Origin of the sequence: Actinoplanes sp. URMC 104, assembly GCF_051386375.1 — a bacterium.
Lineage (GTDB): Bacteria > Actinomycetota > Actinomycetes > Mycobacteriales > Micromonosporaceae > Actinoplanes.
Map to the genome: position 1 here is coordinate 1,613,895 of NZ_JBPQTO010000011.1, position 24,936 is coordinate 1,638,830.

24 protein-coding genes are annotated in these 24,936 nt (G+C 72.2%); 9 read left to right on the forward strand and 15 right to left on the reverse strand.

Annotated elements, in window-relative coordinates; translation table 11 throughout:
* Positions 1-19: 19 nt before the first annotated feature.
* From ACSNN8_RS33200 to ACSNN8_RS33235, 8 genes are all read right to left on the reverse strand, one after another.
* Positions 20-1,318 (reverse strand): NtaA/DmoA family FMN-dependent monooxygenase, encoded by a 1,299-nt coding sequence (locus ACSNN8_RS33200; RefSeq protein ID WP_436653968.1) that lies wholly within the window; start codon positions 1,316-1,318, stop codon positions 20-22.
* Positions 1,315-2,691: an LLM class flavin-dependent oxidoreductase gene (locus tag ACSNN8_RS33205; protein ID WP_436653969.1), complete on the reverse strand. Its 1,377-nt coding sequence runs from the start codon at positions 2,689-2,691 to the stop codon at positions 1,315-1,317. The genes ACSNN8_RS33200 and ACSNN8_RS33205 overlap by 4 nt, the downstream gene beginning before the upstream one ends.
* Entirely contained in the window at positions 2,691-3,890 is a 1,200-nt protein-coding gene (locus ACSNN8_RS33210; protein WP_436653971.1) for a GNAT family N-acetyltransferase, read from the reverse strand. Before ACSNN8_RS33210 ends, ACSNN8_RS33205 begins: the two co-directional genes overlap by 1 nt.
* 12 nt (positions 3,891-3,902) lie before the next feature.
* Complete coding sequence (locus ACSNN8_RS33215) at positions 3,903-5,096, reverse strand: acyl-CoA dehydrogenase family protein (RefSeq protein ID WP_436653972.1); 1,194 nt, start codon at positions 5,094-5,096, stop codon at positions 3,903-3,905.
* A complete protein-coding gene (locus tag ACSNN8_RS33220; protein WP_436653974.1) occupies positions 5,093-6,214 on the reverse strand; it encodes an LLM class flavin-dependent oxidoreductase in 1,122 nt (373 codons plus the stop codon). The genes ACSNN8_RS33215 and ACSNN8_RS33220 overlap by 4 nt, the downstream gene beginning before the upstream one ends.
* Positions 6,215-6,217: 3 nt before the next feature.
* Positions 6,218-7,732: an APC family permease gene (locus ACSNN8_RS33225; RefSeq protein ID WP_436653975.1), complete on the reverse strand. Its 1,515-nt coding sequence runs from the start codon at positions 7,730-7,732 to the stop codon at positions 6,218-6,220.
* Positions 7,733-7,961: 229 nt separating this feature from the next.
* A complete protein-coding gene (locus ACSNN8_RS33230) occupies positions 7,962-10,634 on the reverse strand; it encodes a hypothetical protein (RefSeq protein WP_436653976.1) in 2,673 nt (890 codons plus the stop codon).
* A gap of 146 nt (positions 10,635-10,780) precedes the next feature.
* Positions 10,781-11,320, reverse strand: a complete 540-nt coding sequence (locus tag ACSNN8_RS33235) for an alpha/beta fold hydrolase (RefSeq protein ID WP_436653977.1) — start codon at positions 11,318-11,320, stop codon at positions 10,781-10,783.
* Between ACSNN8_RS33235 and ACSNN8_RS33240 the strand changes: the two genes are divergently transcribed.
* Entirely contained in the window at positions 11,294-11,482 is a 189-nt protein-coding gene (locus ACSNN8_RS33240) for a hypothetical protein (RefSeq protein ID WP_436653979.1), read from the forward strand. The genes ACSNN8_RS33235 and ACSNN8_RS33240 overlap by 27 nt on opposite strands.
* 101 nt (positions 11,483-11,583) lie before the next feature.
* On the opposite strand, the gene ACSNN8_RS33245 is transcribed toward ACSNN8_RS33240, so the two are convergent.
* The 4 genes from ACSNN8_RS33245 to ACSNN8_RS33260 form a co-directional block, all read right to left on the reverse strand.
* On the reverse strand, positions 11,584-12,408 hold the full coding sequence (locus ACSNN8_RS33245; RefSeq protein ID WP_436653981.1) for an SAM-dependent methyltransferase: 825 nt from the start codon (positions 12,406-12,408) through the stop codon (positions 11,584-11,586).
* A gap of 70 nt (positions 12,409-12,478) precedes the next feature.
* Positions 12,479-13,417 carry an ABC transporter permease subunit gene (locus tag ACSNN8_RS33250; protein ID WP_436653983.1) on the reverse strand — a complete coding sequence of 313 codons (939 nt, stop codon included), beginning with the start codon at positions 13,415-13,417 and terminating at the stop codon, positions 12,479-12,481.
* Positions 13,414-14,286, reverse strand: coding sequence for an ABC transporter ATP-binding protein (locus ACSNN8_RS33255; RefSeq protein WP_436653984.1), 873 nt, complete (start codon positions 14,284-14,286; stop codon positions 13,414-13,416). Before ACSNN8_RS33255 ends, ACSNN8_RS33250 begins: the two co-directional genes overlap by 4 nt.
* Positions 14,283-14,678 (reverse strand): GntR family transcriptional regulator, encoded by a 396-nt coding sequence (locus tag ACSNN8_RS33260; protein WP_436653986.1) that lies wholly within the window; start codon positions 14,676-14,678, stop codon positions 14,283-14,285. The genes ACSNN8_RS33255 and ACSNN8_RS33260 overlap by 4 nt, the downstream gene beginning before the upstream one ends.
* Before the next feature lie 116 nt (positions 14,679-14,794).
* Here ACSNN8_RS33260 and ACSNN8_RS33265 point away from each other — a divergent pair, with 116 nt between their 5' ends.
* The 4 genes from ACSNN8_RS33265 (at position 14,795) to ACSNN8_RS33280 (ending at position 18,346) form a co-directional block, all read left to right on the forward strand.
* Positions 14,795-16,087: an outer membrane protein assembly factor BamB family protein gene (locus ACSNN8_RS33265; protein ID WP_436653988.1), complete on the forward strand. Its 1,293-nt coding sequence runs from the start codon at positions 14,795-14,797 to the stop codon at positions 16,085-16,087.
* Positions 16,088-16,157: 70 nt separating this feature from the next.
* Positions 16,158-16,619, forward strand: coding sequence for a DUF427 domain-containing protein (locus ACSNN8_RS33270; RefSeq protein ID WP_436653990.1), 462 nt, complete (start codon positions 16,158-16,160; stop codon positions 16,617-16,619).
* Between the two features lie 49 nt (positions 16,620-16,668).
* On the forward strand, positions 16,669-17,469 hold the full coding sequence (locus tag ACSNN8_RS33275) for an SDR family NAD(P)-dependent oxidoreductase (protein ID WP_436653992.1): 801 nt from the start codon (positions 16,669-16,671) through the stop codon (positions 17,467-17,469).
* Between the two features lie 67 nt (positions 17,470-17,536).
* Positions 17,537-18,346: a helix-turn-helix domain-containing protein gene (locus ACSNN8_RS33280; RefSeq protein WP_436655496.1), complete on the forward strand. Its 810-nt coding sequence runs from the start codon at positions 17,537-17,539 to the stop codon at positions 18,344-18,346.
* Between the two features lie 14 nt (positions 18,347-18,360).
* Here ACSNN8_RS33280 and ACSNN8_RS33285 read toward each other — a convergent pair whose 3' ends face one another.
* On the reverse strand, positions 18,361-18,567 hold the full coding sequence (locus tag ACSNN8_RS33285) for a DUF397 domain-containing protein (RefSeq protein ID WP_436653994.1): 207 nt from the start codon (positions 18,565-18,567) through the stop codon (positions 18,361-18,363).
* A gap of 297 nt (positions 18,568-18,864) precedes the next feature.
* Between ACSNN8_RS33285 and ACSNN8_RS33290 the strand changes: the two genes are divergently transcribed.
* On the forward strand, positions 18,865-19,770 hold the full coding sequence (locus ACSNN8_RS33290; protein ID WP_436653995.1) for a diguanylate cyclase domain-containing protein: 906 nt from the start codon (positions 18,865-18,867) through the stop codon (positions 19,768-19,770).
* A gap of 10 nt (positions 19,771-19,780) precedes the next feature.
* On the opposite strand, the gene ACSNN8_RS33295 is transcribed toward ACSNN8_RS33290, so the two are convergent.
* On the reverse strand, positions 19,781-20,707 hold the full coding sequence (locus ACSNN8_RS33295; protein WP_436653997.1) for an NADP-dependent oxidoreductase: 927 nt from the start codon (positions 20,705-20,707) through the stop codon (positions 19,781-19,783).
* Positions 20,708-20,864: 157 nt separating this feature from the next.
* On the opposite strand from ACSNN8_RS33295, the gene ACSNN8_RS33300 reads away from it, so the two are divergent.
* The 3 genes from ACSNN8_RS33300 (at position 20,865) to ACSNN8_RS33310 (ending at position 24,136) form a co-directional block, all read left to right on the forward strand.
* On the forward strand, positions 20,865-21,605 hold the full coding sequence (locus ACSNN8_RS33300) for an SDR family oxidoreductase (RefSeq protein ID WP_436653999.1): 741 nt from the start codon (positions 20,865-20,867) through the stop codon (positions 21,603-21,605).
* A 191-nt stretch (positions 21,606-21,796) separates the two neighbouring features.
* Positions 21,797-22,936 carry an endo-1,4-beta-xylanase gene (locus tag ACSNN8_RS33305; protein WP_436654001.1) on the forward strand — a complete coding sequence of 380 codons (1,140 nt, stop codon included), beginning with the start codon at positions 21,797-21,799 and terminating at the stop codon, positions 22,934-22,936.
* A 108-nt stretch (positions 22,937-23,044) separates the two neighbouring features.
* A complete protein-coding gene (locus ACSNN8_RS33310; protein WP_436654003.1) occupies positions 23,045-24,136 on the forward strand; it encodes a glycosyltransferase in 1,092 nt (363 codons plus the stop codon).
* Positions 24,137-24,142: 6 nt separating this feature from the next.
* Here the strand turns inward: ACSNN8_RS33310 and ACSNN8_RS33315 are convergent, their stop codons facing one another.
* Positions 24,143-24,913, reverse strand: a complete 771-nt coding sequence (locus ACSNN8_RS33315) for an alpha/beta fold hydrolase (RefSeq protein ID WP_436654005.1) — start codon at positions 24,911-24,913, stop codon at positions 24,143-24,145.
* Between the last annotated feature and the right edge of the window lie 23 nt (positions 24,914-24,936).

Here is a 24,936-nt window from a genome sequence, read left to right on the forward strand (position 1 = left end):
CCGAGTCAACCTCTTGAGATCAGGATCGCGGCGCCGAGCCGACGCCGAGGTGCTCGCGCAACGTCTCCCCCTCGTACTCGTGCCGGAACAACCCGCGGCGGCGCAGGATCGGCACCACGTGGTCGACGAACACGTCGAGCTGCCCCGGCAGGCCCGACGGGTTCAGGATGAAGCCGTCGGCGGCGCGTCCGGTGAACCAGCGCTCGATTTCGTCGGCGACCTGCTCGGGCGACCCGGCCACGCGGGCCCCGAAGGCCGTCACGGTACGGAACAGGAACTCCCGTACGGTCGGGTTGCCCTGCGTGGCCAGTGCGCGGTAGCCGTCGAGCGCCGTCCGGTGGGTCTCGGTCGACGCGGCGAAGGCCGACAACGGCACCGGCCCGTCCAGGTCGGCCCCGGTGAGGTCGATGTCCACCTCCTGGAGCCAGCCGATCTGATACTCGGGGATGAAGTGCTCGAAGACCGTACGCTCCAGGGCTTTCGCTTCGTCCTCTGTGGAGCCGACGATGAAGCCGAGCGACGGCGTCACCAACGGGGGCGCAGGCCGGCCGTAGGCGGTCGCCTCCTGGTGGATGCGCTCGACGAAGGCACGCCCCCGGTCGACGTCGCTCTGCCCGGTGAAGACGACCTCGGCGTGGCGGGCGGCGAAGGCCCGGCCCGCGGTGGACGACCCGGCCTGGAAGATGACCGGGTGGCCCTGCCGGGACGGCGCAGCTCCCAGCGGCCCCCGGACCGAGAAGAACTCGCCCTTGTGCTCGGGCACGCGGATGGCCTTGCGGTCGTTGTAGACGCCGGCCGTGCGGTCCTCCACGACGGTGTCCGGTCCCCACGAGTCCCAGAGCTTCCGGACGACTTCGAGGGTCTCGCCGGCGATGCGGTAGCGCTCGTCGTGCGCGACGACACCGCCCTCGCCGAAGTTGGCCGCGGCCGCCTCGGCGAAGCTGGTCACCACGTTCCACCCGGCGCGGCCGCCGCTGAGGTGGTCGAGCGAGATGAGCTGCCGGGCCAGGTGGTAAGGCGCCTGGAAGGTCGCCGAGCCGGTGACGACCAGTCCCAGCCGTTCGGTCTCGCGCGACAGCGCGGCCGTCGTGGTGAACGGCTCGAAGTCCTCGGTCGCCTTGTGCGCCCAGGCCGCCTCGGGCCCGTAGTTGAGCGTGTCGGCGAAGAAGATGGCGTCGAAGGTTCCGCGCTCGGCCGTCCGGGCCGTCTCGACGAGCGACTCGAGGACGGCCGCCGGTCCGTTGACGACGCCGGGATAGCGCCACGAGCTGCCGAAGCGGGGGTTGCCGAGCACCAGCAGGTGCAGTTGACGGGTCATCGGGGCTCTCCTGCGGGGCTGGGCGTACGGCGGTGGACCGCGCCGGGGTGGTCGTCGGGAAGCCGCGGGCCGGCACCGAACACGGCGTCCCGCACACCGGCACGCCGGCTGTGGTCGCGGACGTGGCCGCGGCGCCGCAACTCCGGGATCAGATGCTCGGCGATGTCGTCGAACGTGCCGGGCGTGGTCAGATAGGCGAAGTTGAAGCCGTCCACGCCGGTCGCCTCGGCGTACGCCTCCAGCCGGTCGGCCACGGTGGCGGCACTGCCCACCACGGCCTCGCCGCCGAACCCGCTGAGCCCGCCGACGTAATCGCGCAGGGTGAGCCGCTCCCGCAGCGAGGGATCGTCGACGGCGGCCAGCACCGAGCGGCTGGCGTCGGTCTCGAACTGCTCGATCGGCCGGTCCAGGTCGTACCTGGACCAGTCGACCCCGGTGAGGGCCGACAGCAGCACGAGCGCGCCGCGGGTGTCGCGATACCGCCGCAGCTCGGCCGCCTTGGCCCGGGCGGCCTCGTCGGTCCGGTCGACGACGACCGTGACCGACGTGAGGAACTTGAGATGCTCCGGCTTGCGCCCGAAGCCCGCCGCCTGCTCACGGATGTCGGCGATGTTGCGGCGCAGCACCTCCGGCCGGGGGTCGGCGGCGAAGACGACCTCGGCGTTGCGGGCGGCGAAGGCGCGGCCGGCCGGGGAGGTGCCGGCCTGCAACAGCAGCGGTGTGCGCTGCGGCGACGGTTCGACCAGATGGGCGCCCGGAACCGAGAAGTACTTGCCGCTGTGCCCGATGGCGTGCACCTTGTCCGGGTTGGTGAAGACGCCCCGCTCGCGGTCGCGCACCACCGCGTCGTCCTCCCAGGAGCCCTCCCACAGCTGGTAGGTGACGTCGAGGAACTCCTGGGCGATCTCGTAGCGCTCGTCGTGGCCGATCTGGCGGTCCCGGCCGATGATGTTGCGGGCCGCGCTGTCCAGCAGCGACGTGACGACGTTCCAGCCGATCCGCCCGCCGGTGAGGTGGTCGAGCGTGCTGAATTTGCGGGCCAGCAGATACGGATGCTCGTACGTGGTGGAGACGGTGACGCCGAAGCCGAGCCGCTCGGTGGCCGCCGCCATGGCCGAGACAACGAGCAGCGGATCGGTCACCGGCGTCTGCACACCCCGTTCGAGCGCGGCCCGGGCGTCGCCGCCGTGGACGTCGAGCTGCCCCACCGCGTCCGCGATGAACAGCAGGTCGAAGCCGCCCGCCTCGAGCCGGCGGGCCAGGTCCACCCAGTAGGAGAGCTTGGTGTACCCGGCGGTCCGGTCGTCCGGATGCCGCCAGAGGCCGGCGTTGCCGTGCGACACCGTCGACATGGTGAAGGCGGAGAGGATCATCAGAACACCGTGCCCGCGAAGGGTTGCGCGTCAACGGCGAAGAGCGCGTCGGCCCGGCGTACGGCCTGGGGCGTGTGCACGTCGACCCGGCCCACCGCCGCCAGGTGACGCCAGCTCGTGCCGCCCAGATAGGTGGCGGCCAGAGTGGCCACGTCGACGGTGAGATCGGGTGCCGCGGTGGTGCGCGACACCGACTTCGGGCCGACCTCGTAGCTGCCCTGGTTGGCGGGGAGCACGGCGTCGGTCACCTCGATCACCACGGCCTCCTCGTCGGCGAAGGTCCGGGCACGCAGGGCCGCCTCGACGTCGACGAGCCGCAGCCAGGTCTCGTCGTGCGCGCCGCCCAGCTCGACCGCCCGCCGGTCGGTCACCGCGAGCGGCAGCGGGTCGTCGACCGCCAGCGCGGTGAAGGCGACCACATCGACGAGGTCGAGCGAGAGCAGGTGGCGCCACAGCCCGGTCCGCGCGTTGTCGTCGAGGGCCACGAAGTCGCCGACCGTCACGACCTTCTCGGGGCTGCCGAACCAGCTGCCGGTGTTCTCGGGGCGATAGATCGCGTAGCCGTCGTCGGCCCCGTCCGTGCTGTGCACCACCACGTAGCTGGTGACGCTGTCGGCCTCGCGCAGACGTTGCTCGAGCCGCCACCAGCCCTCCGGCCGGCGGATCGCCCCGGTCCACGCAGCCCGCGAGTAGATGCCGTCGAGCAGGTCCGTGGTCACGGCGCCGTCGACCAGGCGGACGGCCCCGCCCGGCGGTACCTCCGGGCGGAGCACGGCCCGCCGGAGGCGTACCCGCGCGGACTGGGCGGAACTCGCCACGCCGTACCCGAAACGCTCGTAGATGACCGCCTCCGAGGCGCGCAACGAGGCGACCACCTCACCGCGGCCGGCGACGTCGCGCAGCTGGCGGGCGAGGAGGTCGCTGACGATCCCCCGCCGCCGGTGGGTGGGCAGGACGCCGACGTGGGTGACCGCGGCGTGCGGGACGCGGGCGCCGCCGGGGACGACCAGCCAGCTCGTGTACGAGTCGGCACTGGCGACCACCTGGCCCGCCTCCACCGCGCCGAGGTAGCGACCGGGTTCGGTCAGCTCCCCGGCGTCGAGGTCGCGGAACGGCAGGCCGACCATCGCCCGCAGGAAGACGCCGAACCCGGCGTTCACTTCGTCCGGGGTGGTCAACGGCCTGATCTCGATGGACATGGGTGACGCCTCTCAGGAAAACCGGTGGACGGCGGTACGGCCGATGACGTCCAGGACGAGGTCGGTGTTCGGCGGGTGCAGGCTGCCGGTGCGGACGTCGCGGTAGAGCCGCTCGAGCTCGTTGGCGCGGCTCACCGACGACGCCCCGACGACCTGGACGGCGATGTCGACCACCTGCCGCGCGGTGGTGACGGTGAACTCCTTGACGGCGAACAGCCTCGGGGTCCACCAGTCGCCGTGGTCGGCGCCGGCGTCGAGGTCGGCCGTGGCCCGCTCCAGCAGCGACCAGGCGGCGTCGAGCAGGATCTCGCCCTGGGCCACCTGGCGCTGGACGGCCGGCTTGTCGGCGTGCTTCTGCCCCTTCAGCGCCAGCGAATCGCGTTCCTGCGCGGTCAGCTCGGCCAGGTCGAGGGCCCGGCGCGCGATGCCGAAATACACGTTGGCCACGAGCGGCAGGTACCACTGGAAGATCCCGGCCACGTACGGCGGATACGGTTGTCCCGGCTCGTGCACGGCGACGACCTGATCGGCGGGGACGTGCACGTTGTCGAGCACGGTGTCGTCGCTGGCCGTGGCCCGCACGCCCAGGGCATCCCAGGTCTTCTCGGTGGTGACGCCGGCCGACGCGCGGTTCACGAACAGGTGCACGATGCGCGGGCGGCCGGGGTCGGAGTCGTCGCGGGCGTGGATGCCCAGCCTGTCCCAGACGGGCGAGAGCGAGGTGAAGGTCTTGCGCCCGCTCACCACGTACGAGCCGTCGGGCTGGGGCGTCGCGCGGGTGACCGAGTCGTCGAGGCCGGCGTCGTTGCCCCGCTCGCCGTGCCCCGCCGCGAGCACCTGCCCGTCCGCAACGGCCTTCAGGAGCCAGTCCAGGTCCTGTACGCCGGTCGTCGTGAGCTCCGCGGCGGGCCCGGTCCAGTAGAGGTGCATGTTGACGGCGAGGGCCGTGGCCGGCGCCCAGTACGCCAGCCGGCGCTGCTCGCGGGAGAGCGCGGTGATGCCGAGCCCGCCGCCCCCGTGCCCGGCCGGCAGGGCGGCGCGCAGATAGCCCTTGGCCCGCAACTCCTCGAAGTCCTCGATGAAGAAGCGGTTCTCCCGGTCGTAGCCGGCGGCCCGGTCGTGGAACCTCCGGTAGTCGTCATCGCTGAGGAAGGCCGACGGCTCGGCCTTCTCGAACAGCGGGGACGTGGAGCTGGCGATGGTCATGACGGTGCTCCGATCTGTTTGATCAGCCCGCGGCTGCGCAGTTCCGCGGCGGCGCCCTCGGCGAAGTAGTAGGCCTCCTCGAGGTGCGGCTGCCCGGAGAGGATGAAGTGGTCGATCCCGAGGTCGTGGTACTCGGCGATGCGGTCGGCCACCTCGGTGTGACTGCCGACGATGGCGGTTCCGGCCCCGCCGCGGACGAGGCCGTAGCCGGCCCAGACGTTGGGGTAGATCTCGAGGTTGCGCCGGTCGCCACCGTGCAGGGCCTGCATCCGTTGCTGGCCAACGGATTCGCTGGCGGCCAGCAGCTTCTGGGTCTGCTCGACGCGGTCGGGATCGATCCGCTCGAGCAGCCGGTCCGCCTCGGCCCACGCCTGCGCCGACGTGTCCCGGCTCAGGACGTGGAACCGGATCCCGTACGAGATGCTCCGCCCGGCCTCCTCGGCGAGCTTGCGGACCCGGGCCAGCCGCTCGGCGATCTGTGCCGGAGGCTCGCCCCAGGCCAGGTAGGTGTCGACGGTCCGCGCCGCCACCCGCTCGGCCGCCGGGCTGGCCCCGCCGAAGAAGATGGCCGGCGGCTCGTGCGGGGCGAACGGGATCGACGCCTGGTCTATGTCGAAGTGCTCACCGTGGAAGTCGAACGGCTCGGCAGCGTCGCTCACCCCGCGGAGCACGGTGAGGAACTCCTCGGTCCGCGCGTACCGCTGGTCGTGGTCGAGGTGGTCACCGAATCGCCGCTGCTCGTTGGAGTCGCCGCCGGTGACGACGTTGAGCAGCAGTCGCCCGCCCGAGATCCGCTGGAAGGTCGCCGCCTGGTGGGCGGCGAGGGTCGGCGAGATGAGCCCGGGGCGGAACGCCACCAGGAACTTGAGCCGGGTGGTGACGGCCGACAGCGCCGCCGTGGTGATCCAGGCGTCCTCGCACCACGTCCCGGTCGGCGTGAGCACCGCCTCGTAGCCGAGCTGCTCGGCCGCCCGCGCGATGCCGCCGAGGTAGTCGATCGTCGGCGGCCGGAATCCCGAGCGCACCGCGCCCAGGCTCTTCTGCGAGCCGTCGCCCGACCCGACGATGTCCCGATTGTCGCCGTTGGTCGGCAGATACCAGTGCAGGTGGATCGGCACGACTCAGACCTCCGCCGCGGGGCGGTGGCTGCCGTTGACGGCGTCGAGGAGCCCCAGGTCGGCCAGGCGCTCCTGCTCGGCCTCGGACAGGGTCTGGATCGAGCCGACCTGGCGGGCGACCTCGGGGCGGGTGGCCCGCAGGTGCAGGAAGCGGACCAGGCCGACCAGCAGCAGAGCCACGAACACGTACGGCAGGTAGCGGTAGGCGCCTTCGGGGACCGGGATCAGGTTCTTGTAGATCACGTAGAGGATGCCGCCGGTGGCGAGCACGGCGACCACCACGGCGGCCGGGGTGAGCGCCCGGATCTTGCGCAGCCACAGCGGGGTGGCGATGGCGACCAGGAGGTAGGCGAACAGGTAGGCGTAGCTGGAGACGACGCCGACGTAGACGTCCCACTGGAACCGGCCGACCGAGTTCAGCGTGCCGATCAGCCCGAGCACGAAGCCCACGGCGCTGACGAAGGCGATGGCGACGTACGGCGTACGGAAGCTGGGGTGAACCTTGCTCAGCGAAGCGGGCAACGCGCGCTCGCGGGCCAGCGTGAAGAGGCTCCGGGCGCCCGAATTGATCACGGCCGCCGAGAAAACGATCATCGCCGTGCCCAGCGAGAGCGTGACGGCGTAGTTGACCCAGCTGACGCCGGCGTTCTCGGCGACGACTGGCAGCGGGGTGCTGTCGGCGTCGAGCAGCCGCGGACCCTGGAAGCCGAGCACCTCGGGGTAGGTGGCGAACAGGTACAGCGCGGACAGGATGACGACCAGTCGCAGGATGGCCCGCGGAACGCTGCGGTGGGGGTTGCTGGCCTCGTGGCCGAGGGAGGCGGAGCTCTCGAATCCGGCGTACGAGCCGACAGCGGTGACCGCCGCGATCAGCGTGGTGCTGGCCCCGAGATGGCTCAGGCTGAACTGCTCGGCGTCGAGGTTCGCGCCGTAGTGCACATAGGAGGCGACCAGGATGACGAAGATGGCCGTCAGCGAGACCACCTCGAAGGCCAAGCCCAGCTTGACCGACACGCTCACCCCGCGGAACGGGAAGTAGAACGCCGCCGCCGAGGCCAGGACCAGCAGGAGCACCTTGACCGCGAGGTGATCGGTGGGCAGCCCGATCTCCTGCAGGAACGCGTTGAAGTAGAGCACGGCCCCCAGCACACCGGCCGCGGCGAAGCCGATGTAGCCGAGGATGAGAGCCCACCCGGTGACGAAGGCCGCGACCGGACCGAGGCCGTTTCCGGCGTACGTGCCGAGCGAGCCCGACGAGACGGTCCGCCGAGCCTGGAAGGCGATCAGGGCGGCGATGAGATAGACGAGCGCGCCACCGACGATCGCCGCCCAGAAGGCGCCCTTGCCGGAGATGAGGAACAGCGAGCCGGGGACGCTGGCGATGGCGACGCTGGGCGCGGCCGCTGCGAGGCCCTGGGCGAAGACGCCGAGGCCGGAGACGGCGCCGGCGGGCAGTTCGTCGCTCGGCCCGGTGGAGGCGGGCGCGGCCGCGGCCGCGGTCGGTTCAGTGGTGGTCATGGGACGACCTTTCGGACGGTGCGCCAGGAGGAGGTGCTGCAAAGCCTATGGGAGTAATAGGGATTAGCGCAATCTCCTACTGAACCTATATGTCATGTCGACATATGGCCGTCCGGCGGCCTATGATCGCCCGGGCTCGGCGTCACGGCGGCGCTCCAAGCACTCATCGGCAGAAGGCCGGGCATGCAAAAGGCCGGCCCGCATCCCGCGAGCCGGCCTCTGCACCGGGTTACTCGACGGCGGCGACCGTCGCCGAGAAGGCGCCGCCCTTGATGGCTGCGGTGTTGCCGTCGATGATCAGCGTGTACGTGCCCGCGGCCGGGAAGGCGCACCTCGAGTCGGTGACCGTGCCGTTCGAGCCGCACGCCGGGGTGCCCTGCTCGGTCAGCGCGACGACCGACCGCTGCTCCCCCGACTCGCTGACGGCGCGCACCTCGTAGGTGCCGGCCGCCGGGATCGTGACCCGCCGGCAGCGGACGTCGCTGAACGGGTCGCGCGACGGCGTGCCCGGCTCGACCACCGGGCAGCCCACCGGCGCGGTGACCGACCGGATCTGGATCTCGTCGGAGTCCTTGCCCGCGGCCCCGTGGCTCGACGCCGTGTAGGTGCCGCCGTCGGTCAGCTCGCACGGCGGGTTGGTCGAGCGCCAGGGGAAGCCGCAAACCGGGGTGCCGTCCGCCTTGTTCACTTCGACGCTGCCGTTCTCGGCGAAACCGATCACCTTCTCACCGGCGGAGGCGTCGAACCGTACGCAGTGCGACTCCAGCGGGTCGCTCTGCGGCAGCCGCACGGCGGGCGCGTTCCACGCCGTACTGATCCCGGTGGTGCAGTCCGCCGGGTCACGGTAGGTGGCGACGAGGCGATAGCTGAAATCGGTCGTGCCGGAGGCGTTGCTCAGCTGGATCGTGTAGTCGCCGGTCGCGCTGACGTGGCAGGAGAACAACCTGCCCCGCTGCAGCAGGCAGTCCACATTGTCGTCGGCGTCGCGGACGAAGCCCCAGCCGGGCAGCGGCGGCCCGTCGATCCGCATGGTGTGCCACCCGGCGGTGAGCCGGATCGGGTGGCAGCCGAGCTTGCCGGGCGGGACGGTGGCCGTGGCGATCTGGTCGGCCGACAGCGGTCCGTAGCGGCTCTCGCTGAACGACGACACCGGTCCGCACGTGGCCGGCGGCGGCGGATCGGTCGGCGGCGGCGGTGTCTCGCCGCGCTCGGTCCTGGTGATGCGGTAGCGCGCCGCCGACGGCTGGCCGGTCAGCACGAGCGTGGTGGTGAGGACGGTCTGGAGCGGACAGGTGACCGTGGTCGCCGTACCGATGTCGCAGGGCGGCCCGGCGCCGTAGTCGACCACGGCGTCCACCGTGTTGGAGCCGGACAGCCGCTCGATGGCGATGTCCATCTCACCGTTCTTGTCGGGCGTGAAGGTGAAGCAGTTCGTGAACCTGTCCCGGCCGAACTGGGCGACCACGTCCGGCGTCCACGGCCGGCAGCTCTCGCTGATCGCGTTGCGCCGCAGGGCGAACACGTAGTCGCCGGTCGCGCCGCCGGGGGCGGTCAACAGCAGCTGGTACGTCTTGGAGCCGCTCAGCGGGCAGTCGAGCGACGAGCAGAGCAGCGTGCCGTCGTCACCGTAGACGCGCGGGAGCGGGCTCGCCGCGCCGGTCGCGCCGGCCGGGTACACCAGGTGCGTCTCCAGGCCGTCCGGAATCTCGAACTGGTAGCAGTCGACCTGACCGGCCGCCCGGAAACGGCCGCGCTTACCCGGCTCGTCCAGGCCGAACGCGGAGATGGTCGTGCAGCCCGGCGCCGTCGCGTACGGGACGAAGGTGGTCGTGAACGGGGCGTCCCAGATCCGGGAGCTCAGGCTGTCGATGATCAGGGTGTAGCTGCCCGCCGCGGTGAATGTGCAGGTGTTCCCGTCGACGTACGGGTACCCGCTGGTGCTGCACGGCAGGCCGCCGTCGGCGGCCATGATCACGAAGGTCTGGTCGGCCCCGGTGGCGTCCACGGTGCCGACGAAGTATGTGCCGGGCTCGGTGACCTTGAGCGTGCGGCACCGGACGGCGCTGCGGTCGCCGGGCGTCGCGCCGAACTTGCCCGGACGGACCGTGGGGCAGCCCTTCACCGGGCTGAGCGACCGGACCTGGATCTCGCTGGTCGTCCGGCCCGGCTCGGCCACGGAGATCGCGCGGTAGAGCCCGTCGGCGGCGAGCTCGCACGGCGCGTTGCGCTCGGTGGGCACGGTGCAGACGGGCTGGTCGGCGGCGTCGCGGATGGCGATCCGGCCGGAGCTGCTGTACGCCAGGATCCGCTCGCCGGCCGATCCGGTGAACCGCACGCACTGCACCTCCACGCCGACCGCGGGAATGCGGACGGGCGCCGCGTTCCACGCCGTGCCGGCGCGCGTGGTGCAGCGGGCGGGGTCCTCCGACGTCACCGCGACCTTGTAGTCGACCGGCGTGGGGCCGCGCAGGTTCTGCACCACGACCGTGTAGTCGCCGGCCGCCGGGACGTCGCACTCCCACTGGTAGCCCGGCGGGGCGGTGCAGACCGTGGCGCCCTGCGCGTTCTGCAGGGTCGCCGAGCGCAGCGCGGTGAAGCCGGTGAACTGGATGAAGTGGCGGCCGGCGGTGAGCCGGACGGCGTGGCAGCGGGTCTCGCCGCGGGCGATCGTGCCGGAGCCGATCTGGTCGGCCGCCAGCCGCCCGAAGTGCCCCTCGACCAGGGACGCGCACGCGGTGGTCGGCGACGGCTGCGGAGTCGTCGGTGTGGCGGTGGGTTCGGCGGCCGCGGCGGCGACCGGCTCCGCGGCCGCGGCGGCTTGCGGCTCGGCGGCGTACGCGGTGCCGGTGAGCCCGGACGCCAGAATCAGGCCGCACGCCAGTGCGGCACCCCAACGTTTCAACTGTTCCCCCGTGATTTCCGTCGGTGATGTGCCACCAGGAATATCACGAACGACTTGCATTCCTCTATCCCGCGACGAGCATGGTGGAGAAATATGCGTAACGCCGACGCGTATTTCGACGTACGTCTCGGGGCCGTCCCCGGTGGTCAGCCGAAGAAGGCCCGCAGGTCCCGGGCGACCAGCTCGGGCACCTCGAGGACCGCGAAGTGGCCCCCGCGATCGAACTCCGCCCCAGTGCGCGATTCCGGTGTTGTCGCGCTCGGCGAGCGGTCGGATGGTCCGGAAGTCGTCCTTGAAGATCGCGACACCGAGGCGGCCGTGGCTGACCACTGTCTCCCGCGGCGGGTGCTGCTCGGCGTAGTGGTAGCGAACCGCGCCGGCCGAGGTGTTGGTACGGGCCCGAACGCCTCGAACTCCGCCGGATCGCCGGAGGGGAAGGAGAACAGCTGGAGCACGTGCGCGCCCAGGAACCCGTCGGGGTCGAGCACCGCGAGCTCGCGGCCGACCATCGCGCCGCCGTCGCTGCCGTGCGCGCCGTAGGAGTCGTAGCCCAGCCGGCGCATCAGCACGTCGTACACGCGGGCGACCCGGTCCATCGTCCAGCCGCTGCCGACGACGGGAGTGCTGAAGGCGAACCCCGGCATCGACGGGACGACGAGGTGGAAGTCGTCGGCGAGCAGCGGCACCAGTGGCACCTGCAGCGCAGCCGTGTGGCCCGGCATCTGAGCACGCTGCACCAGGCCGGGCCGGCGGACCGCCACCGGAACGGCCGATCGGTGCTCTACCGCCTCGATCTGACGGCCGTCGACGCGCTCGGCACCGATCTGTCCCAGGCCTTGCTGCGCTGACCGAGGTGCGGCCACGATCACCGGCGGCCGTGCGGCGGACAAGTCAGGCACTCACCGTCGCGGGGGACGGTGAGTGCCGCACGGGAAGCCGGCGCCGGTCCTCAGCCGACTCGGGCGACCGCCCCGTAGCCGGTGGCTTCCGCCGCCGTCGGTCGCGGGCCCGGCTCGGGACGCCAGTCCGACACCGAGACTATTCCCGGCTCCAGCAGCTCCAGACCGGTGAAGAAGCGGGAGACCTCGGCAAGCGTGCGCGGGCAGAACCGGGGCTTGATGTTCTCGTTGATCGCGTTCATGGCGGCGATCGTCTCGGCGTCGAGCGGGTCGAAGGTGGCGTGCGACAACATCAGGTAGCTGCCGGCCGGCAGGGCGGCGACGAGCCGGCTCACGATGCCGTAGGGATCCTCATGGTCCTCGACGAAATGCATGATCGCCACGAGCTGCAGCGCGATGGGCCGGGACCAGTCCAAGGTGCTGCGGACGGCAGGGTCCGCGAGGATCTTCTCCGGGTCACGCACGTCGGCGTCGATGTAGGCGGTGACGCCTTCCTCCGAACTGGTCAGCAGGGCCCGGGCATGGCTGAGCACCAGCGGGTCGTTGTCCACATAGACGATGCGCGACTCCGGGGCGATGCCTTGCGCCACGTCGTGCACGTTGTCCGCGGTGGGCAGACCGGTGCCGATGTCGAGGAACTGCCGGACGCCGGCCTCGCGGGTGAGGTGACGCACCGCCCGCTGCATGAACGCCCGGTTCTCCCGGGCGGCGGTGCGGATGTGCGGGAACACCTTGGCGATGGCGTCACCGGCGTCCCGGTCGGCCTGGAAGTTGTCCTTGCCGCCGAGCCAGTAGTTGTAGCGCCGCGCGGGGTGCGGCCGGGTGGGGTCGAGATCTGGCCGGCCGAGCCGTTCGCTGCCCTCGTCGCTACCCATCATCGTCTCCGTTTCCGTCGATGCGATCCGGCCATGCTAGTGCCGGCGCATGTGCGAGACGCCCCCGGTGCTAGATCGTACGGCGCCGGACGCGCCACACCACCACGCCGATCAGGACCACGGCGACGGCGGCGAACAGGGCCGCCTCGATGAGCTGGAACGTCCAGAACCGGTCGGCCGGGTGGTGGACGGTGACCTGCTGGACGCCCCGGGCGTGCAGGAACTGGTTGAGGTTGGCGCCGGCCCGGTCGGCGGCGGCCTCCAGGTCGTGGTACTCGGCCGAGCTCAGCCGGCGCCCGGTGGCGTCGGCGTAGCCGCGTTCGATCACCCAGTCGGCGACGCGGTCCTTCGAGCTGTCGGCGGACACCGGCGCCTCGGTGGTGAGCGGGGTGGCGTACGCGGGACGGGCCAGCAGCGCCACCGACATCCGGGCGGCGAGGAACGCGCCGAACGCGACGCCGAACGCGGGCAGGCTGCGCCGCAGGATCGCCCCGGCGGCGGTGGCGACGCCGAACGCGAACAGCGCGTAAGCGATCGGAACGAGGCCCTCCAGGTCGAAGGCGTCGTACTGGAAACGCCCTTCCCACGCGTCGAACGGCTCACGGAACCAGGTCAGCACCGCGGTGAACGTCCCGGTGAGCACGACGGTGACCGCGGCCAGCGCCGCGAGCTTGGCGGCCAGCCAGCGCATCCGCGGCACGGCCTGCGTCCAGGCGAGCTGCCAGGTGCCGTCCTCCAGTTCGCGCGCGAGCAGGGGCGCGCCGAGGAACGCCCCGATGACGACGGGGACCAGGTAGAAAGCGGCCAGGAGGTTCTCGACGTACCCGTACTGCTCGTCGAGCCGGCGGAAGGAGGCCGCGCAGTCCTCGACCGCGCACCGGGCGGCACCGCCGGGGAACAGGTCGTGGGCCTGCGTCCCGAGCGCGAGCAGGACGATGCCGAACAGGCCGACGAGCAGACCCAGGACGCAGACCTCGGCCCGGTGCTGGCGCCAGATCAGCCACGTCATGCCGCCACCCCCGACGGCCGCCGCAGGTACGCCAGCACCAGGTCCTCGAGCGCGACCGGCCGCGCCTGCCACCCCGGCGCGGCCGGGATCCCGCCGTCGCGCACCAGCAGGGTCGTGTGCCGGTCGCTGTGGACGGCCTCCACGACGGCGCCGGCCCGGCCGGGGTCGGTGGCCGTGCGCGGGCCGACGAGCAGCCGGTGCTCGGCGAGGAGGGTGTCGATGTCACCGGTGAGCGTGACCCGGCCCTGGTTGAGCACGATCAGGTGGTCGCAGACGCGCTCCAGCTCGTGCACGACGTGCGAGGAGAACAGGACGGTCACCCCGCCCTCGGCCACCGCGCCCATGAGGACCTGGAGGAACTCGTGCCGGGCCAGCGGGTCGAGGCTGGCCACCGGCTCGTCGAGGACGAGCAGGTCCGGCCGCTTCGCCAGCGCCAGGGCCAGCGCGACCTGGGCCTGCTGGCCGCCGGAGAGCGTGCCGGCCCGGCGGTCGAGCGGGATGCCCAGCCTCGCCAGCCGGCGCTCGGCCAGCCCCTGGTCGAACCGCAGGTTGCAGGCCCGGCCGAAGCGGAGCATCTCGGCGACGGTGAAGCGCTTGTACAGCGGGTGGTCCTGGGCCAGGAACCCGACCCGGGACAGCGTCTGCGGGGTGCCGGCGGTGACGTGGCCGAGCACCTCCACCGTGCCGGTGCTCGGCGCCAGCAACCCGACGACCAGGCGCAGCAGCGTGGTCTTGCCCGCGCCGTTCGGACCGACCAGGGCGATCACGCCGCCCGCGGGCAGGGCCAGGGTGCAGTCGCGCAGCGCCCAGCCCTTCCGGTACCGCTTGCCCACCCCGTCGGTGCGCAGCGCTAACCCGGTCGCCGTCACGCCACGTCCTCGTTTCGCGTCTGCTGGTGGACGGAGGTGAAGAGCGCGTCGACCGCCTGCTCGTCGAGGCCGGCCGCGTAGGCGCGGCGCAGCCAGGTCGCCAGGCCGCGGCGCAGCGACGTGTACGTCGAGGGCGGGATCACGGCCGACTGCTGCTCGTTGACGAACGTGCCCTGGCCGGGACGGCCGGTGACCAGGTCCTCCTGCTCCATCTGCCGGTACGCCTTGGCGACGGTGTTCGGGTTGATGGCCAGGTCCTCGACCACCTCGCGGATGAGCGGGAGGCGGTCACCGGGCCGGAGGAAGCCGAGCAGCACCGCCTGGCGGACCTGCTGGACGAGCTGCAGGTACGGCGGCACGCCGGAGTGGGTGTCGAGCCGGAAGACGAACACGGTGGCACCTTACTGCTTTCCTAGTTTCATAGTAAAGCGCTGGTCCCGCCCGCGTCGGCGAGCTATCTTGCCTAGCAGGTGCGGGACGGGTGCGCGGTGACGGTGGTCGGCTGACGATGACTCTGATTGACCTCGGTGACGCGGGGACTGCCGCCGAGCCGTCTGCCGCGCCCGTCGACCTGCCGCGGCTGCGCCGGTTGGTGCTGGCCGTCCTGACCGCGGTGGGGCTGGCCGCGATGACCGCCTCTGCGCCGCCCGTGCCGTCGCTGGTGCGACCGCTCTGGACGACGGCGTTCCAGCCGAGCGACACCGTGGCCATGGACGGCGGAGCCGTCTACCTGAACCGCAGCAGTGCTTCCGGGCCAGCGGAGGTCGTCGCGTACGACCTGCACACCGGCCGCCTGCGATGGAGCACGTCGACCGGCGACGCGTACGGCATCCGGTCCGCCGGAGGTGTCGTGCTGGTGACCGCCGGTCCGTTGCCGATCGATGCGCCCGCGTCCTCGCCGGGACCCCGCACGATCGCGCTCGACGCGGCGACCGGCGCGCGGCTCTGGCAGGCCACCGGCGCCTCCTCCCCCTCGTCGGTGGGTGGCGAGGTCCTGCTCGCCGAGACCGGCCGCTCCGGCGCGACAACGGGTCTGCGCCTGCTCGGGCTGCGCGACGGCCGCCAGGTGTGGCGACGGTCGATCGTCCCGGCCGAGGAGTGGACGGTCCTCACGGAGGGTGGCCGGCCCGCCTCGGTCGTCTCGGTGACGGCCACCGGCGATGCCACCGTCTACGACTACGACGACGGCGCGGTACGCCACCGCGGCCGCATCCCCTGGAACGGGGTGTATTCCGCGACGGTCTTTCCGGCGGGCGCGCAGCTCGTGGTGGTCCGCACGGCGTCCGCACAGACCGCTGCCACCATCTACCGCGCTGCCGACCTGCGCCCGCTGTGGCACTCCGACGAGCTGATCGGCTACGTCACAGGCTGCGGCCCGCTGATCTGCACGGCCGGCGTGCGCGGTGTGGCCGGCCGCGATCCCGTCACCGGCCGTGAGACCTGGCGGCGCGACGACATGCGGTTCGTGTGGGACCTCGGCGCCGACCGCCTGCTGCTCTCCGCCGCCGCCAACCTGGCCTCGGCCACGACGGTGCTGGTCGACGCCACCACCGGCCGCACGATCGGCCGCCCGCTCGGCGGCCAGGAGGCGTTCGTGGTCGACCCGGCCGGCTCGCTGATGCTGCTGCGAGCGACGAGAACGCCGTACGACCGGACCGCCGTGAACCGTCTCGACCTGGCCGACGGCCGGCAGACCACCCTCGGCACGGTCGACCGGCTCGCCGAGCAGACCTGCCAGGGCGTCTCCGGCTACCTGCTGTGCCCCCGCGGCAACACCCTGACCGTCACCGCCGTGGGCTGACCCCCGAAACGTCGCGGCCGGGAGGCGGCCCTGCCGGCGAACGCATGCATTCGCGTGGAAAGGTGAGCCGATGGAATCGGTCTGGGACTACCCTCGCCCGCCCCGGCTCGAGCGCACGGCCGCTCGGGTCTCGGTGGTCCACGCGGGGCAGGTGATAGCCGACAGCGACAGCTGCTGGCGGGTGCTGGAGACCTCGCACCCGCCGGTCTACTACGTGCCGCGCGACGACATCGCGGCCGGTGTGCTGGCGCGGGCGGCCGGGGGTTCGTTCTGCGAGTTCAAGGGCGACGCGACGTACTGGGACCTGACCGTCGGCGACGGCCGGGTGCCCCGGGCCGGCTGGTCGTACGAGCGCCCCACTCCCGCGTACGCGGAGATGGCCGGGGCCGTGGCCTTCTATCCGAGCCGCGTCGACGAATGCCGGGTCGACGGCGAGCTCGTCCGGCCGCAGGAGGGCGACTTCTACGGGGGCTGGATCACCTCCGGCATCGCCGGTCCGTTCAAGGGCGGCCCGGGCACGATGGGCTGGTGATCCTCCCCGAGGCGGCTCGGGCCGTCGGGCATGCGGCAGGATGGCTGCCATGGCGACGATTCTGATCACCGGCTCCAGCGACGGCATCGGGCGGCACACGGCCGAGATCCTGGCGGCGGACGGGCACCGGGTGACGGTGCACGCCCGCAACGAGCGCCGGGCCGAGGACGCCCGGAAGGCCGTTCCGCAGGCGCACGACGTGATCGTCGGCGACCTGGCCTCCCTGACGCAGACCCGCGAGCTGGCCGCCCGGGCGATCGGGGCGGGCCCGTTCGACGTGGTGATCCACAACGCCGGCGTCGGCGGTGGGCAGTCCGCCCCGGTGGTCACCGAGGACGGCCTGGAACGGATCTTCCAGGTCAACACGCTCGCCCCGTACCTGTTGACCGCGCTCATGCCGACGCCGGCCCGCCTGATCTATCTGACCTCGGGGCTGGAGGCGGACGGCCGGGTGCGCCTCGACGACCCGCAGTGGCAGGCCCGCCGGTGGGACGGGATGCAGGCCTACAGCGACTCCAAGCTGTACGACGTGATGCTCGCCTTCGCGGTGGCCCGGCTCCGGCCCGGCACCCTGAGCAACGCGGTCGACCCGGGCTGGATCCGCACCCGGCTGGGCGGCCCGGACGCCACCGACGACCTGCCGGAGGGCGCGGAGACGCAGGTCTGGCTCGCCACCTCGGACGAGCCGGCGGCCACGGTGACCGGCCACTACTTCAAGCGCCGCACGTCGCTGCCGGCCAACCCGCAGGCGTACGACGAGGGCCTGCAGGAGCAGCTGCTCGCGCTCTGCGCGGACCTGACCGGCGTCGAGCTCCCGGCTGTCGGCGACGCGGCGCCGCAGGTACGGTAGTCGGCGTCACCGTCCACAGGGGTTGGCCGAGCGGAGGTAAGGCGTGCCGGTCACGGGCCAACGCGTCGTGCGGCGGGCATTGGGGCGGCGGCTGACGCGGCTCCGCACGGCGTCCGGGATGAGCCGGCGCGACGTGGTCGAGGCGCGGCTGGGCATCTCGGAGCCGACCCTGCACCGCATCGAGACGGGCAAGGTGCCGGTCACCGGGGCCAACGTCCGCGCGCTCTGCTGGCTCTACGGCGCGGACCAGAGCATCACCGACGCGCTCGCCGACCTCGCGCTGGGCACGTCGCAGCAGGAGTGGTGGGACGCCAGCCCGGTGATCCCCGAGTGGTTCAAGCTGTACGTCGGGCTGGAGGCGTCCGCGGCGCGGATGTTCGGGTACGACGGCGAGGTCGTTCCCGGCGAGCTGCAGACCCCGGAGTACGCGCGAGCCATCTTCGGCGCCGAGCAGCCGGCCGACACGGAGATCGCCGAGCGCCACATCAACCTCCGCATGCAGCGGCAGAGGACGCTCTTCGCCCGCAACCCGCCGATCCGCCTCGTGACGGTGCTCGGCGAGGGGGCCTTGACCCGGCCGGTCGGCGGCGAGCAGGTGAGGAAGGGGCAGATCGAGCATCTGCGGCGGCTGTCCGGGCAGGACTCGATCGACATCCGGGTGCTGCCGTTCGCGGTCGGCGCGCACGCGGCGATGGCCGGCGCCTTCCGGATCCTGGAGTTCGACGACCCGGACGATCCCGACGTGGTCTACCTCGAGTCCCACGTCGGCGCGCTCTATCTGGAGGAGCAGGTGGAGGTCGACGAGTACCGGCGGATCTTCGAGCTGATCCGCAGGGATTCCGTACCGGTCGGGGAGTTCTCTTTCCCGTGGGGGTGAGCCGCCTGCCGTGATCAGTCGGTCAGGAGCCGGTCGAACTCGCCGCGCTTGGCGCCGAACAGGAACGAGTCCCACTCCTCGGTCGTGAACACCACGGTGCCGGCCTCGCGGGCCTTGCTGTTACGGACCTCGATGCGGCCGTCCTGGCGACGCGCCTCGACGCAACTGCCGCCGTTACCCGTCGACCTGCTGGAGATGACCCAGCCGGTTTCGCTGCTCATCAGTGCCCTCCCCCTGGCGTTGCTCACTGTGGGTAAGCGACGTTTCACCCCGTCCGGCGACCCCTTGACGTGCAGACATGCACGTTAGGTATACGCGAGACCCTTTCACCACGAAAGTGGCGGCACTCAGAGTAGCCGAAACCCGCCTCCGATGCATCACGTCACCGTGACACCTGTCCTCGTGAAATCTTGCACGCGCCTCGACCGGCTGACATGATTCCCTTGTGGCGCTTGGCGATCCCTCGCCGTCGACTCGACAGCTCCAGCTGGTCCGCCGCAGTTCTGAGAGGACGGCCGATGCGGATCCTCGCCCCTGCAGCCGCCGACACGGGCGGCGCCCCGCCGGATGACGACATCGCGCGCCTGCAAGCTCGCATCGACCAGCTCGCGGCGCACGTCCAGCGGCTGGAGCAGGAGCGCGCCTCGCTGCGATGGATGGCCGGCCACGACGAGCTCACCGGACTCGCCAACCGCCGCCTCTTCCACGCGCTCGCCCCCGACCTGCTGCGCGGCGACGGCTGCTCGCCGGCCGTCCTGGTCCTCGACCTCGACGGATTCAAGCCCATCAACGACACGTACGGGCACGACGCCGGCGACGAGGTCCTCCGCGTGGTCGCCCGGCGCATGGCCGCCTGCCTCGGCGACCATCTGGTGGCCCGGCTCGGCGGTGACGAGTTCGCCGCACTGCCGCGCGCCCCGCACGCCGACGCCCCGGAGACGTGGTGGCACCGGGTGGCCGGCTCGCTGAGCGCCGCGATCGCGCCCCCGATGGACGTGCAGGGCCACACCCTGTCCGTCACCGCCTCGATCGGCGTCGTACCGGCCGGGCGCTCCGCCGACCTTCCCGGCCTGCTGCGCCGCGCGGACCGGGCGATGTTCAGCGCCAAGCGACACGCGGGCGCCACCGACAAGGCCGGCATCACCTGGGTCGTGGCCACCGACAGCGGCGAGCACACCGGGACGTACCGGCCGGCCGCCTCGCCGACCGCGGTCGCGTGCCGGCCGGGTGACCCGGTGTGGGTGCACCGCAGCGGCGCCCGTCGTGCGGGCGTGGTCGAGAGCGCCTGCGAATGGGCGGCCCTGGTCCGCTACCGGTGCCCGAACGGAGCGGGCACGATGGTCGACACGATCCCCACGAGCTGTCTCACGGTCCGGGCCGAAGCCGATCCGTACCTGGACCGGGAGTCGTCGCCTCACCGGTGACGACGGCGCGTCAGTCCACCGTCAGCACGATTTTTCCGCGCAGGCCGCCGGCCAGCACCCGCCGGTGGGCGTCGGCCGCTTCGGTCAGCGGCATCGTGGCCGCCACGCGCGTGCGCAGCCGGCCCGCCGCCACCTGCTCCACCAGGTCGGCCAGCAGCTCGCGGTCGTGCCGGATGAGTTGCAGCTCCTGGCGCACACCGCGGGCCGGAACGATGGCCGGCGTGGGCCGGGTCGCGACCACGACTCCCCTGTCCTCGACCGCAGCGGCTGCCGCCTCGCCGACGGGGACCGCGTCGAACACCGCGGCCACCGGCCCGACCGTGGACAGGTCGACGGAACGGGGAACGACCTCGTGAGCGCCGAGTTCCTGCACCCACTGCTCATCGGCGTGGCCGGCCTGGGCCAGGACGCGGAAGCCGCTCTGAACGGCGAGCTGGGTGGCGAAACCGCCGACACCGCCGCCGGCGCCGGTGACCAGAATGCTGCTGCCGGCCGGAAGCATGGCCAGGGACACCAGTGACAGCCCCTGGTGCGCGGTCTGGGCGTTGAGCGGCACCGTGGCCGCGGACACGAAGTCGAGCCCGTCCGGCAACCGCACCAACCAGTCCGCGTCGGCCGCCACGAACTCGGCGTACCCGCCCGGCACACCGCGGGTCGAGTACCACGGGATCATCCCGACGACGCGATCGCCCACCCCGAAGTCCGCCGTGCCGGGGCCGACCGAGGCCACCTCGCCGGCGATGTCCCACCCGGGCGAGAACGGCGGCACATCCGGCCCGAGCGGGATCTCCCCGGTGGTCGCGGCGACGTCGGCCGGGTGCACACAGACCGCGCGGATCCGGACGACCACCTGCCCGGGCCCCGCCTCGGGCTTGGGCAGCTCGGTCACCTGCAACACTTCAGGCCCGCCAAGCGCGGCCGCGACAACTCCCAGCACGCGTCCACTCTAGACCCTCGATCTCCGGTTCCCTGCCCCGCCGACTCGTTCGCCATCCGGGCGAGAAATCAGATTTGCAGCCGGCTGCAGTCGTACTTCGGCAGACACTGGGTAAGCGCCGTACAAAAAGATCGTCATCTCAACCGGGAGAGTTCTCATGCCCTATGCCACCACCCGTTCCCTGGACGGCACCGTCGTCGCGATCACGGGCGCCAGCGCCGGCATCGGCGCGGCCTCCGCCTACTCGCTGGTCGACGCCGGTGCGCGGGTGGCCGTGTCGGCCCGCCGCGAGGACCGCCTGGCGAAGATCGTCAGTGACCTCGGCGAGGACAAGGTCGTGCCGGTCGTCGGCGACGTCCGCGACCCCGGCCTGAGCGACGCCCTGGTCGAGGCGGCCGTCGGCAAGTGGGGCCGGCTCGACACGATGGTCGCCAACGCCGGCATCGGCGCGTACGGCGGCATCCTCGACCTCGACGACGACACCCTGACCGAGATGGTCCAGACCAACTACCTGGGCACGGTCTGGAGCGTGCGGTCGGCCGTCAAGCAATTCCGCTCGCAGGACGGCAGCGGTGACATCATCATCGTCTCCTCGGTGGCCGGGTTCCGGGGCGGCGCCGACGAGGCCGTGTACGCGGGCACCAAGCACGCCCAGGTCGGGCTGGCCGGCTCCCTCGACCGCGAGCTGCGCGCCGAGGGCACCCGGGTCACCCTGATCTGCCCGGCCGGGACGGCCACCGAGTTCGCCATCGGCGCCGGCCGCACCGAAGGCTCCCCGGACCTCGACGCCTACCTGCGTCCCGAGGACGTCGCCCACACGATCCGCGTCGTGCTGGAGCAGCCCCGCTCGGTGCGCACGACGGTGTGGCAGCTCTGGAGCACCGAGCAGCAGAGCTGAGGCTGCGCTCAGCCTCCGAACCCATCGAGACAGGAGCCGGCCGGGCCTCGCCCGGCCGGCTCCTTGCCGTCCGGGGACGGAACTCTTGACCGGCCCGAGAGACGACGCATAGATTCCAGTCATTACTTCCGGAAGGTTTCCGGAAGTTTCGGACCCGCCTCGTCCTCGTCGTCCTCTTGCAAGGAGTTCCGGTGCGTTTTCGAACAGCCCTCTCTGTTGTCAGCGCCGTGGCGGTGCTCGGCGGACAGCTGGCCTTCCTCGGCTCCGTCCCGGCAAGCGCCACGCCGCCGGCCGCGAAACCTTCGCCGGCGTACCCGGCCGATTCGCTCCGTGCGCTCGCCGCCCGCGTGGGCCTGCGCATCGGCACGGCCGTGAACCCCGACCTGCTCGGCACCGACGAGAAGTACACGCAGATCACCGCGGAGCAGTTCTCCTCGGTCACCCCGGAGAACGCGATGAAGTGGGCCGAGGTGGAGGCCGTCCGCGGGACCTACACGTGGGAGAAGGCCGACCAGCTCGTCGCCTTCGCGAAGAAGAACAAGCAGCTGGTACGCGGCCACACGCTCGTCTGGCACAACCAGCTGCCCGCATGGCTGTCGTCCGACGGCACCACGACCACCCTGTCGAACGACGAGGTGAAGGCGGTCCTCAAGAAGCACATCTTCGACCAGGTCCGCCACTTCAAGGGCGACATCTGGCAGTGGGACGTCGTCAACGAGGCCTTCGACGACAACGGCCAGCCCCGCCAGTCGATCTGGTACAAGGCGTGGGGCGGGACCGGCTACATCGCCGACGCGTTCCGCTGGGCGCACCAGGCCGACCCGAAGGCGCTGCTGTTCTACAACGACTACAACCTCGAGTTCACCGGGGTGAAGAGCGACGCCGTGTACGCGCTGGTGCGCTCGCTGCAGGCGCAGCGCGTGCCGATCCACGGCGTCGGGTTCCAGGGGCACCTCTCCACCGAGTACGGCTACCCCGACCTCGCGAACAACCTCGAGCGCTTCGCCGCCCTGGGGCTGAAGGTCGCCCTCACCGAGGTGGACGTCCGCACGCGGACCAAGCCGGACGCCGTCAACGAGCCGGTCGACGCGCTCGCCCCGTACGCCCAGGAAAGCTACTGGTCCCGCACGCTGCAAGCGTGCCTGGCCGTCCGCGCCTGCATCTCGTTCACGCCGTGGGGCTTCGGCGACGCCTACTCGTGGGTGCCCGGCTGGTTCACCGACCCGCAGGAGGGCGCCGCTCTGATCTACGACGAGCAGTTGAACCCGAAGGGCCAGTACGACGTGCTGCAGCAGGATCTCGCGCTCGCCTCGGGCGCGCCGCGCCGCTGACCATCCGACCGCTGCCGCCGGCGCGCAGCCGGCGGCAGCGGCACGGATCGACATGTGATGAGAGTCCTCACAGCGACGATCGACGCGGGCGGCAACACTGCGCCGACCGTGGCGATCACGGCCGAGCTGGCACGCCGGGGCCACGAGGTCATCGTGCTCGGTCACGGCGCTCAACGGGCGGCCTTCGCCGCCACCGGTCAAGGCCTGCGAGAGTGGTCGAGCGCTCGCCCGTGGAGCCCTCGAGCCGACCATCCCGATCTGCGCACCTTGCTCTCCTGGCTGCCGCTCGCGTCCGACCCCGGCTACGGGCGCGACATCGCGGCAGCGGTCGACGCGGATCGGGTCGATCTGGTGCTGTCCGATTGCATGATTCCGGCAGCGCTGCGGCAGGCCCGCGCCACCGGCGTCCCGGTGGCCATGCTGGTGCACGCCTACTCGGGCTATTGGCGCGCGCAATGGTCGCCTCGCCGCCCGATGGGCTGGTGGCTGCGAATGACCGGCGCCCATCCGGGACGACGCGGAGCGTTGCCTGATCTGCTGGTGGTGACGACGTTGCCTGAGCTCGACGTCATCCCGCGGGGCCGAGGGCTGCTGAAGGCCACGACGGTCCAGACCGGTCCGGTCCTCGGCCCGGTCCCGGCCTCCGCCGCCCGGGCCGGCCGCGACTCTCCCCTGCTGGTGAGCCTCAGCACGATCAGTTATCCGGGTCAGCAGGCCTGCCTGCAACGCATCCTCGACGCGCTCGACGGCCTGCCGGTACGCGCGGTGGCCACGGTCGGCTCATCGGTGGACGCGAGCGGGCTGCGCGCGCCGTCGAACGTCACGGTGCGGCCATTTGCCTCGCACGCGCGCATGATGCCCGGGATGAGCGCGGTCATCGGCCACGGCGGGCACGGCACGACGATGCTGGCGCTGGCTCACGGCCTCCCGGTCCTGATGTTTCCGATGAGCGGCCAGACGGACCAACCGCTCGTGGCCGCCTCCGTGGCGGCGGCCGGCGCCGGCCTGGCCCTGCCCCGCGAGGCGCCGGTGTCCCGGATCCGCAGCAGCATCCTCCGGCTGGTCGACGATGAGGAGCTACGCCGTCAAGCCGCCCGGCTCGGCGAGCAGCTGCGCGCGACCGACGGTGCGGCCGCCGCCGCTTCCACCTTGGAGAGCCTGGTGACACAGGCAAGACGCGGTGGCGGCCGCAGGCGCTGAACGGCGTCACCGCTCGGGGGCGAGGAAGGACGACAGGAGCTGCCGGAACTCGCGCGGGTGCTCGAGCGCGGGCACGTGGCCGCATCGGCCGAGCACGTGCAGACGGACGTCGGGCAGGTGGTCGAGCAGGGGCAGGGCTGCCGTCCGGAGCGGGGTGAGCCGGTCCTCGGCGCCGTGCACGAGCAGCACGGGCGCCCGGATCGCGGCCAGCGCCGACGCCGGCAGGGTGAGATCGGCGGCCCACCGTGCCCGGGGTGGTGGAAACAACGACGCGTACGCGGCCTCGCCCTCGCGCATTGCGGCGGCGCGGGCCTCGACGGCCGCATCGGTCACGAGCGTCTGGTCGAGAACGAGGCGGCTGAGCATGTCCCGCGCCCCGGCCTCGCCGGCGGGGGCAGCCCAGACCGCGTCGAGGTCGGCGGACAGCGGCGCCCCGGGCGCGCCCATCGTGGAGACCGCCACGACCCGGGTGACCTGCTCGGGGCGCGCGGCCGCCAGCGCCAGCGCCACGGCACCGCCCATGGAGTGACCCACCACGGCGTACTGCCGGACGTCGAGGGCATCCATCAGGCCCGCGGCCTGCTCCGTCCACAACCGGAGCCCACCCCGGGAGCCGGCCGGGAGAGGTGTGCGCCCGAATCCCGCCTGGTCGGGAGCCACCCAGCGCCAGGCCGGGCCGAGCGCCTCCACCGTCGCCGCCCAGGCTCCGGACCCGGTCGTGCCCGGTCCGGAGCCGTGCAGCATCAGCACCGCGGGCCCGGTTCCGCTCTCCGTCACGTGAACAGGGGCACCGCCGACGG

What these genes read in the sequence shown, in the direction of transcription:
- ACSNN8_RS33285 (WP_436653994.1), bottom strand. Translation starts at nt 18,567, where the DNA reads ATGAGCAGCGAAACCGGCTGGGTCATCTCCAGCAGGTCGACGGGTAAC.
- ACSNN8_RS33245 (WP_436653981.1), bottom strand. Translation starts at nt 12,408, where the DNA reads ATGGGTAGCGACGAGGGCAGCGAACGGCTCGGCCGGCCAGATCTCGAC.
- ACSNN8_RS33290 (WP_436653995.1), top strand. Translation starts at nt 18,865, where the DNA reads ATGCGGATCCTCGCCCCTGCAGCCGCCGACACGGGCGGCGCCCCGCCG.
- ACSNN8_RS33215 (WP_436653972.1), bottom strand. Translation starts at nt 5,096, where the DNA reads ATGACCATCGCCAGCTCCACGTCCCCGCTGTTCGAGAAGGCCGAGCCG.
- ACSNN8_RS33250 (WP_436653983.1), bottom strand. Translation starts at nt 13,417, where the DNA reads ATGACGTGGCTGATCTGGCGCCAGCACCGGGCCGAGGTCTGCGTCCTG.
- ACSNN8_RS33300 (WP_436653999.1), top strand. Translation starts at nt 20,865, where the DNA reads ATGCCCTATGCCACCACCCGTTCCCTGGACGGCACCGTCGTCGCGATC.
- ACSNN8_RS33225 (WP_436653975.1), bottom strand. Translation starts at nt 7,732, where the DNA reads ATGACCACCACTGAACCGACCGCGGCCGCGGCCGCGCCCGCCTCCACC.
- ACSNN8_RS33210 (WP_436653971.1), bottom strand. Translation starts at nt 3,890, where the DNA reads ATGTCCATCGAGATCAGGCCGTTGACCACCCCGGACGAAGTGAACGCC.
- ACSNN8_RS33270 (WP_436653990.1), top strand. Translation starts at nt 16,158, where the DNA reads ATGGAATCGGTCTGGGACTACCCTCGCCCGCCCCGGCTCGAGCGCACG.
- ACSNN8_RS33200 (WP_436653968.1), bottom strand. Translation starts at nt 1,318, where the DNA reads ATGACCCGTCAACTGCACCTGCTGGTGCTCGGCAACCCCCGCTTCGGC.
- ACSNN8_RS33275 (WP_436653992.1), top strand. Translation starts at nt 16,669, where the DNA reads ATGGCGACGATTCTGATCACCGGCTCCAGCGACGGCATCGGGCGGCAC.
- ACSNN8_RS33205 (WP_436653969.1), bottom strand. Translation starts at nt 2,691, where the DNA reads ATGATCCTCTCCGCCTTCACCATGTCGACGGTGTCGCACGGCAACGCC.
- ACSNN8_RS33265 (WP_436653988.1), top strand. Translation starts at nt 14,795, where the DNA reads ATGACTCTGATTGACCTCGGTGACGCGGGGACTGCCGCCGAGCCGTCT.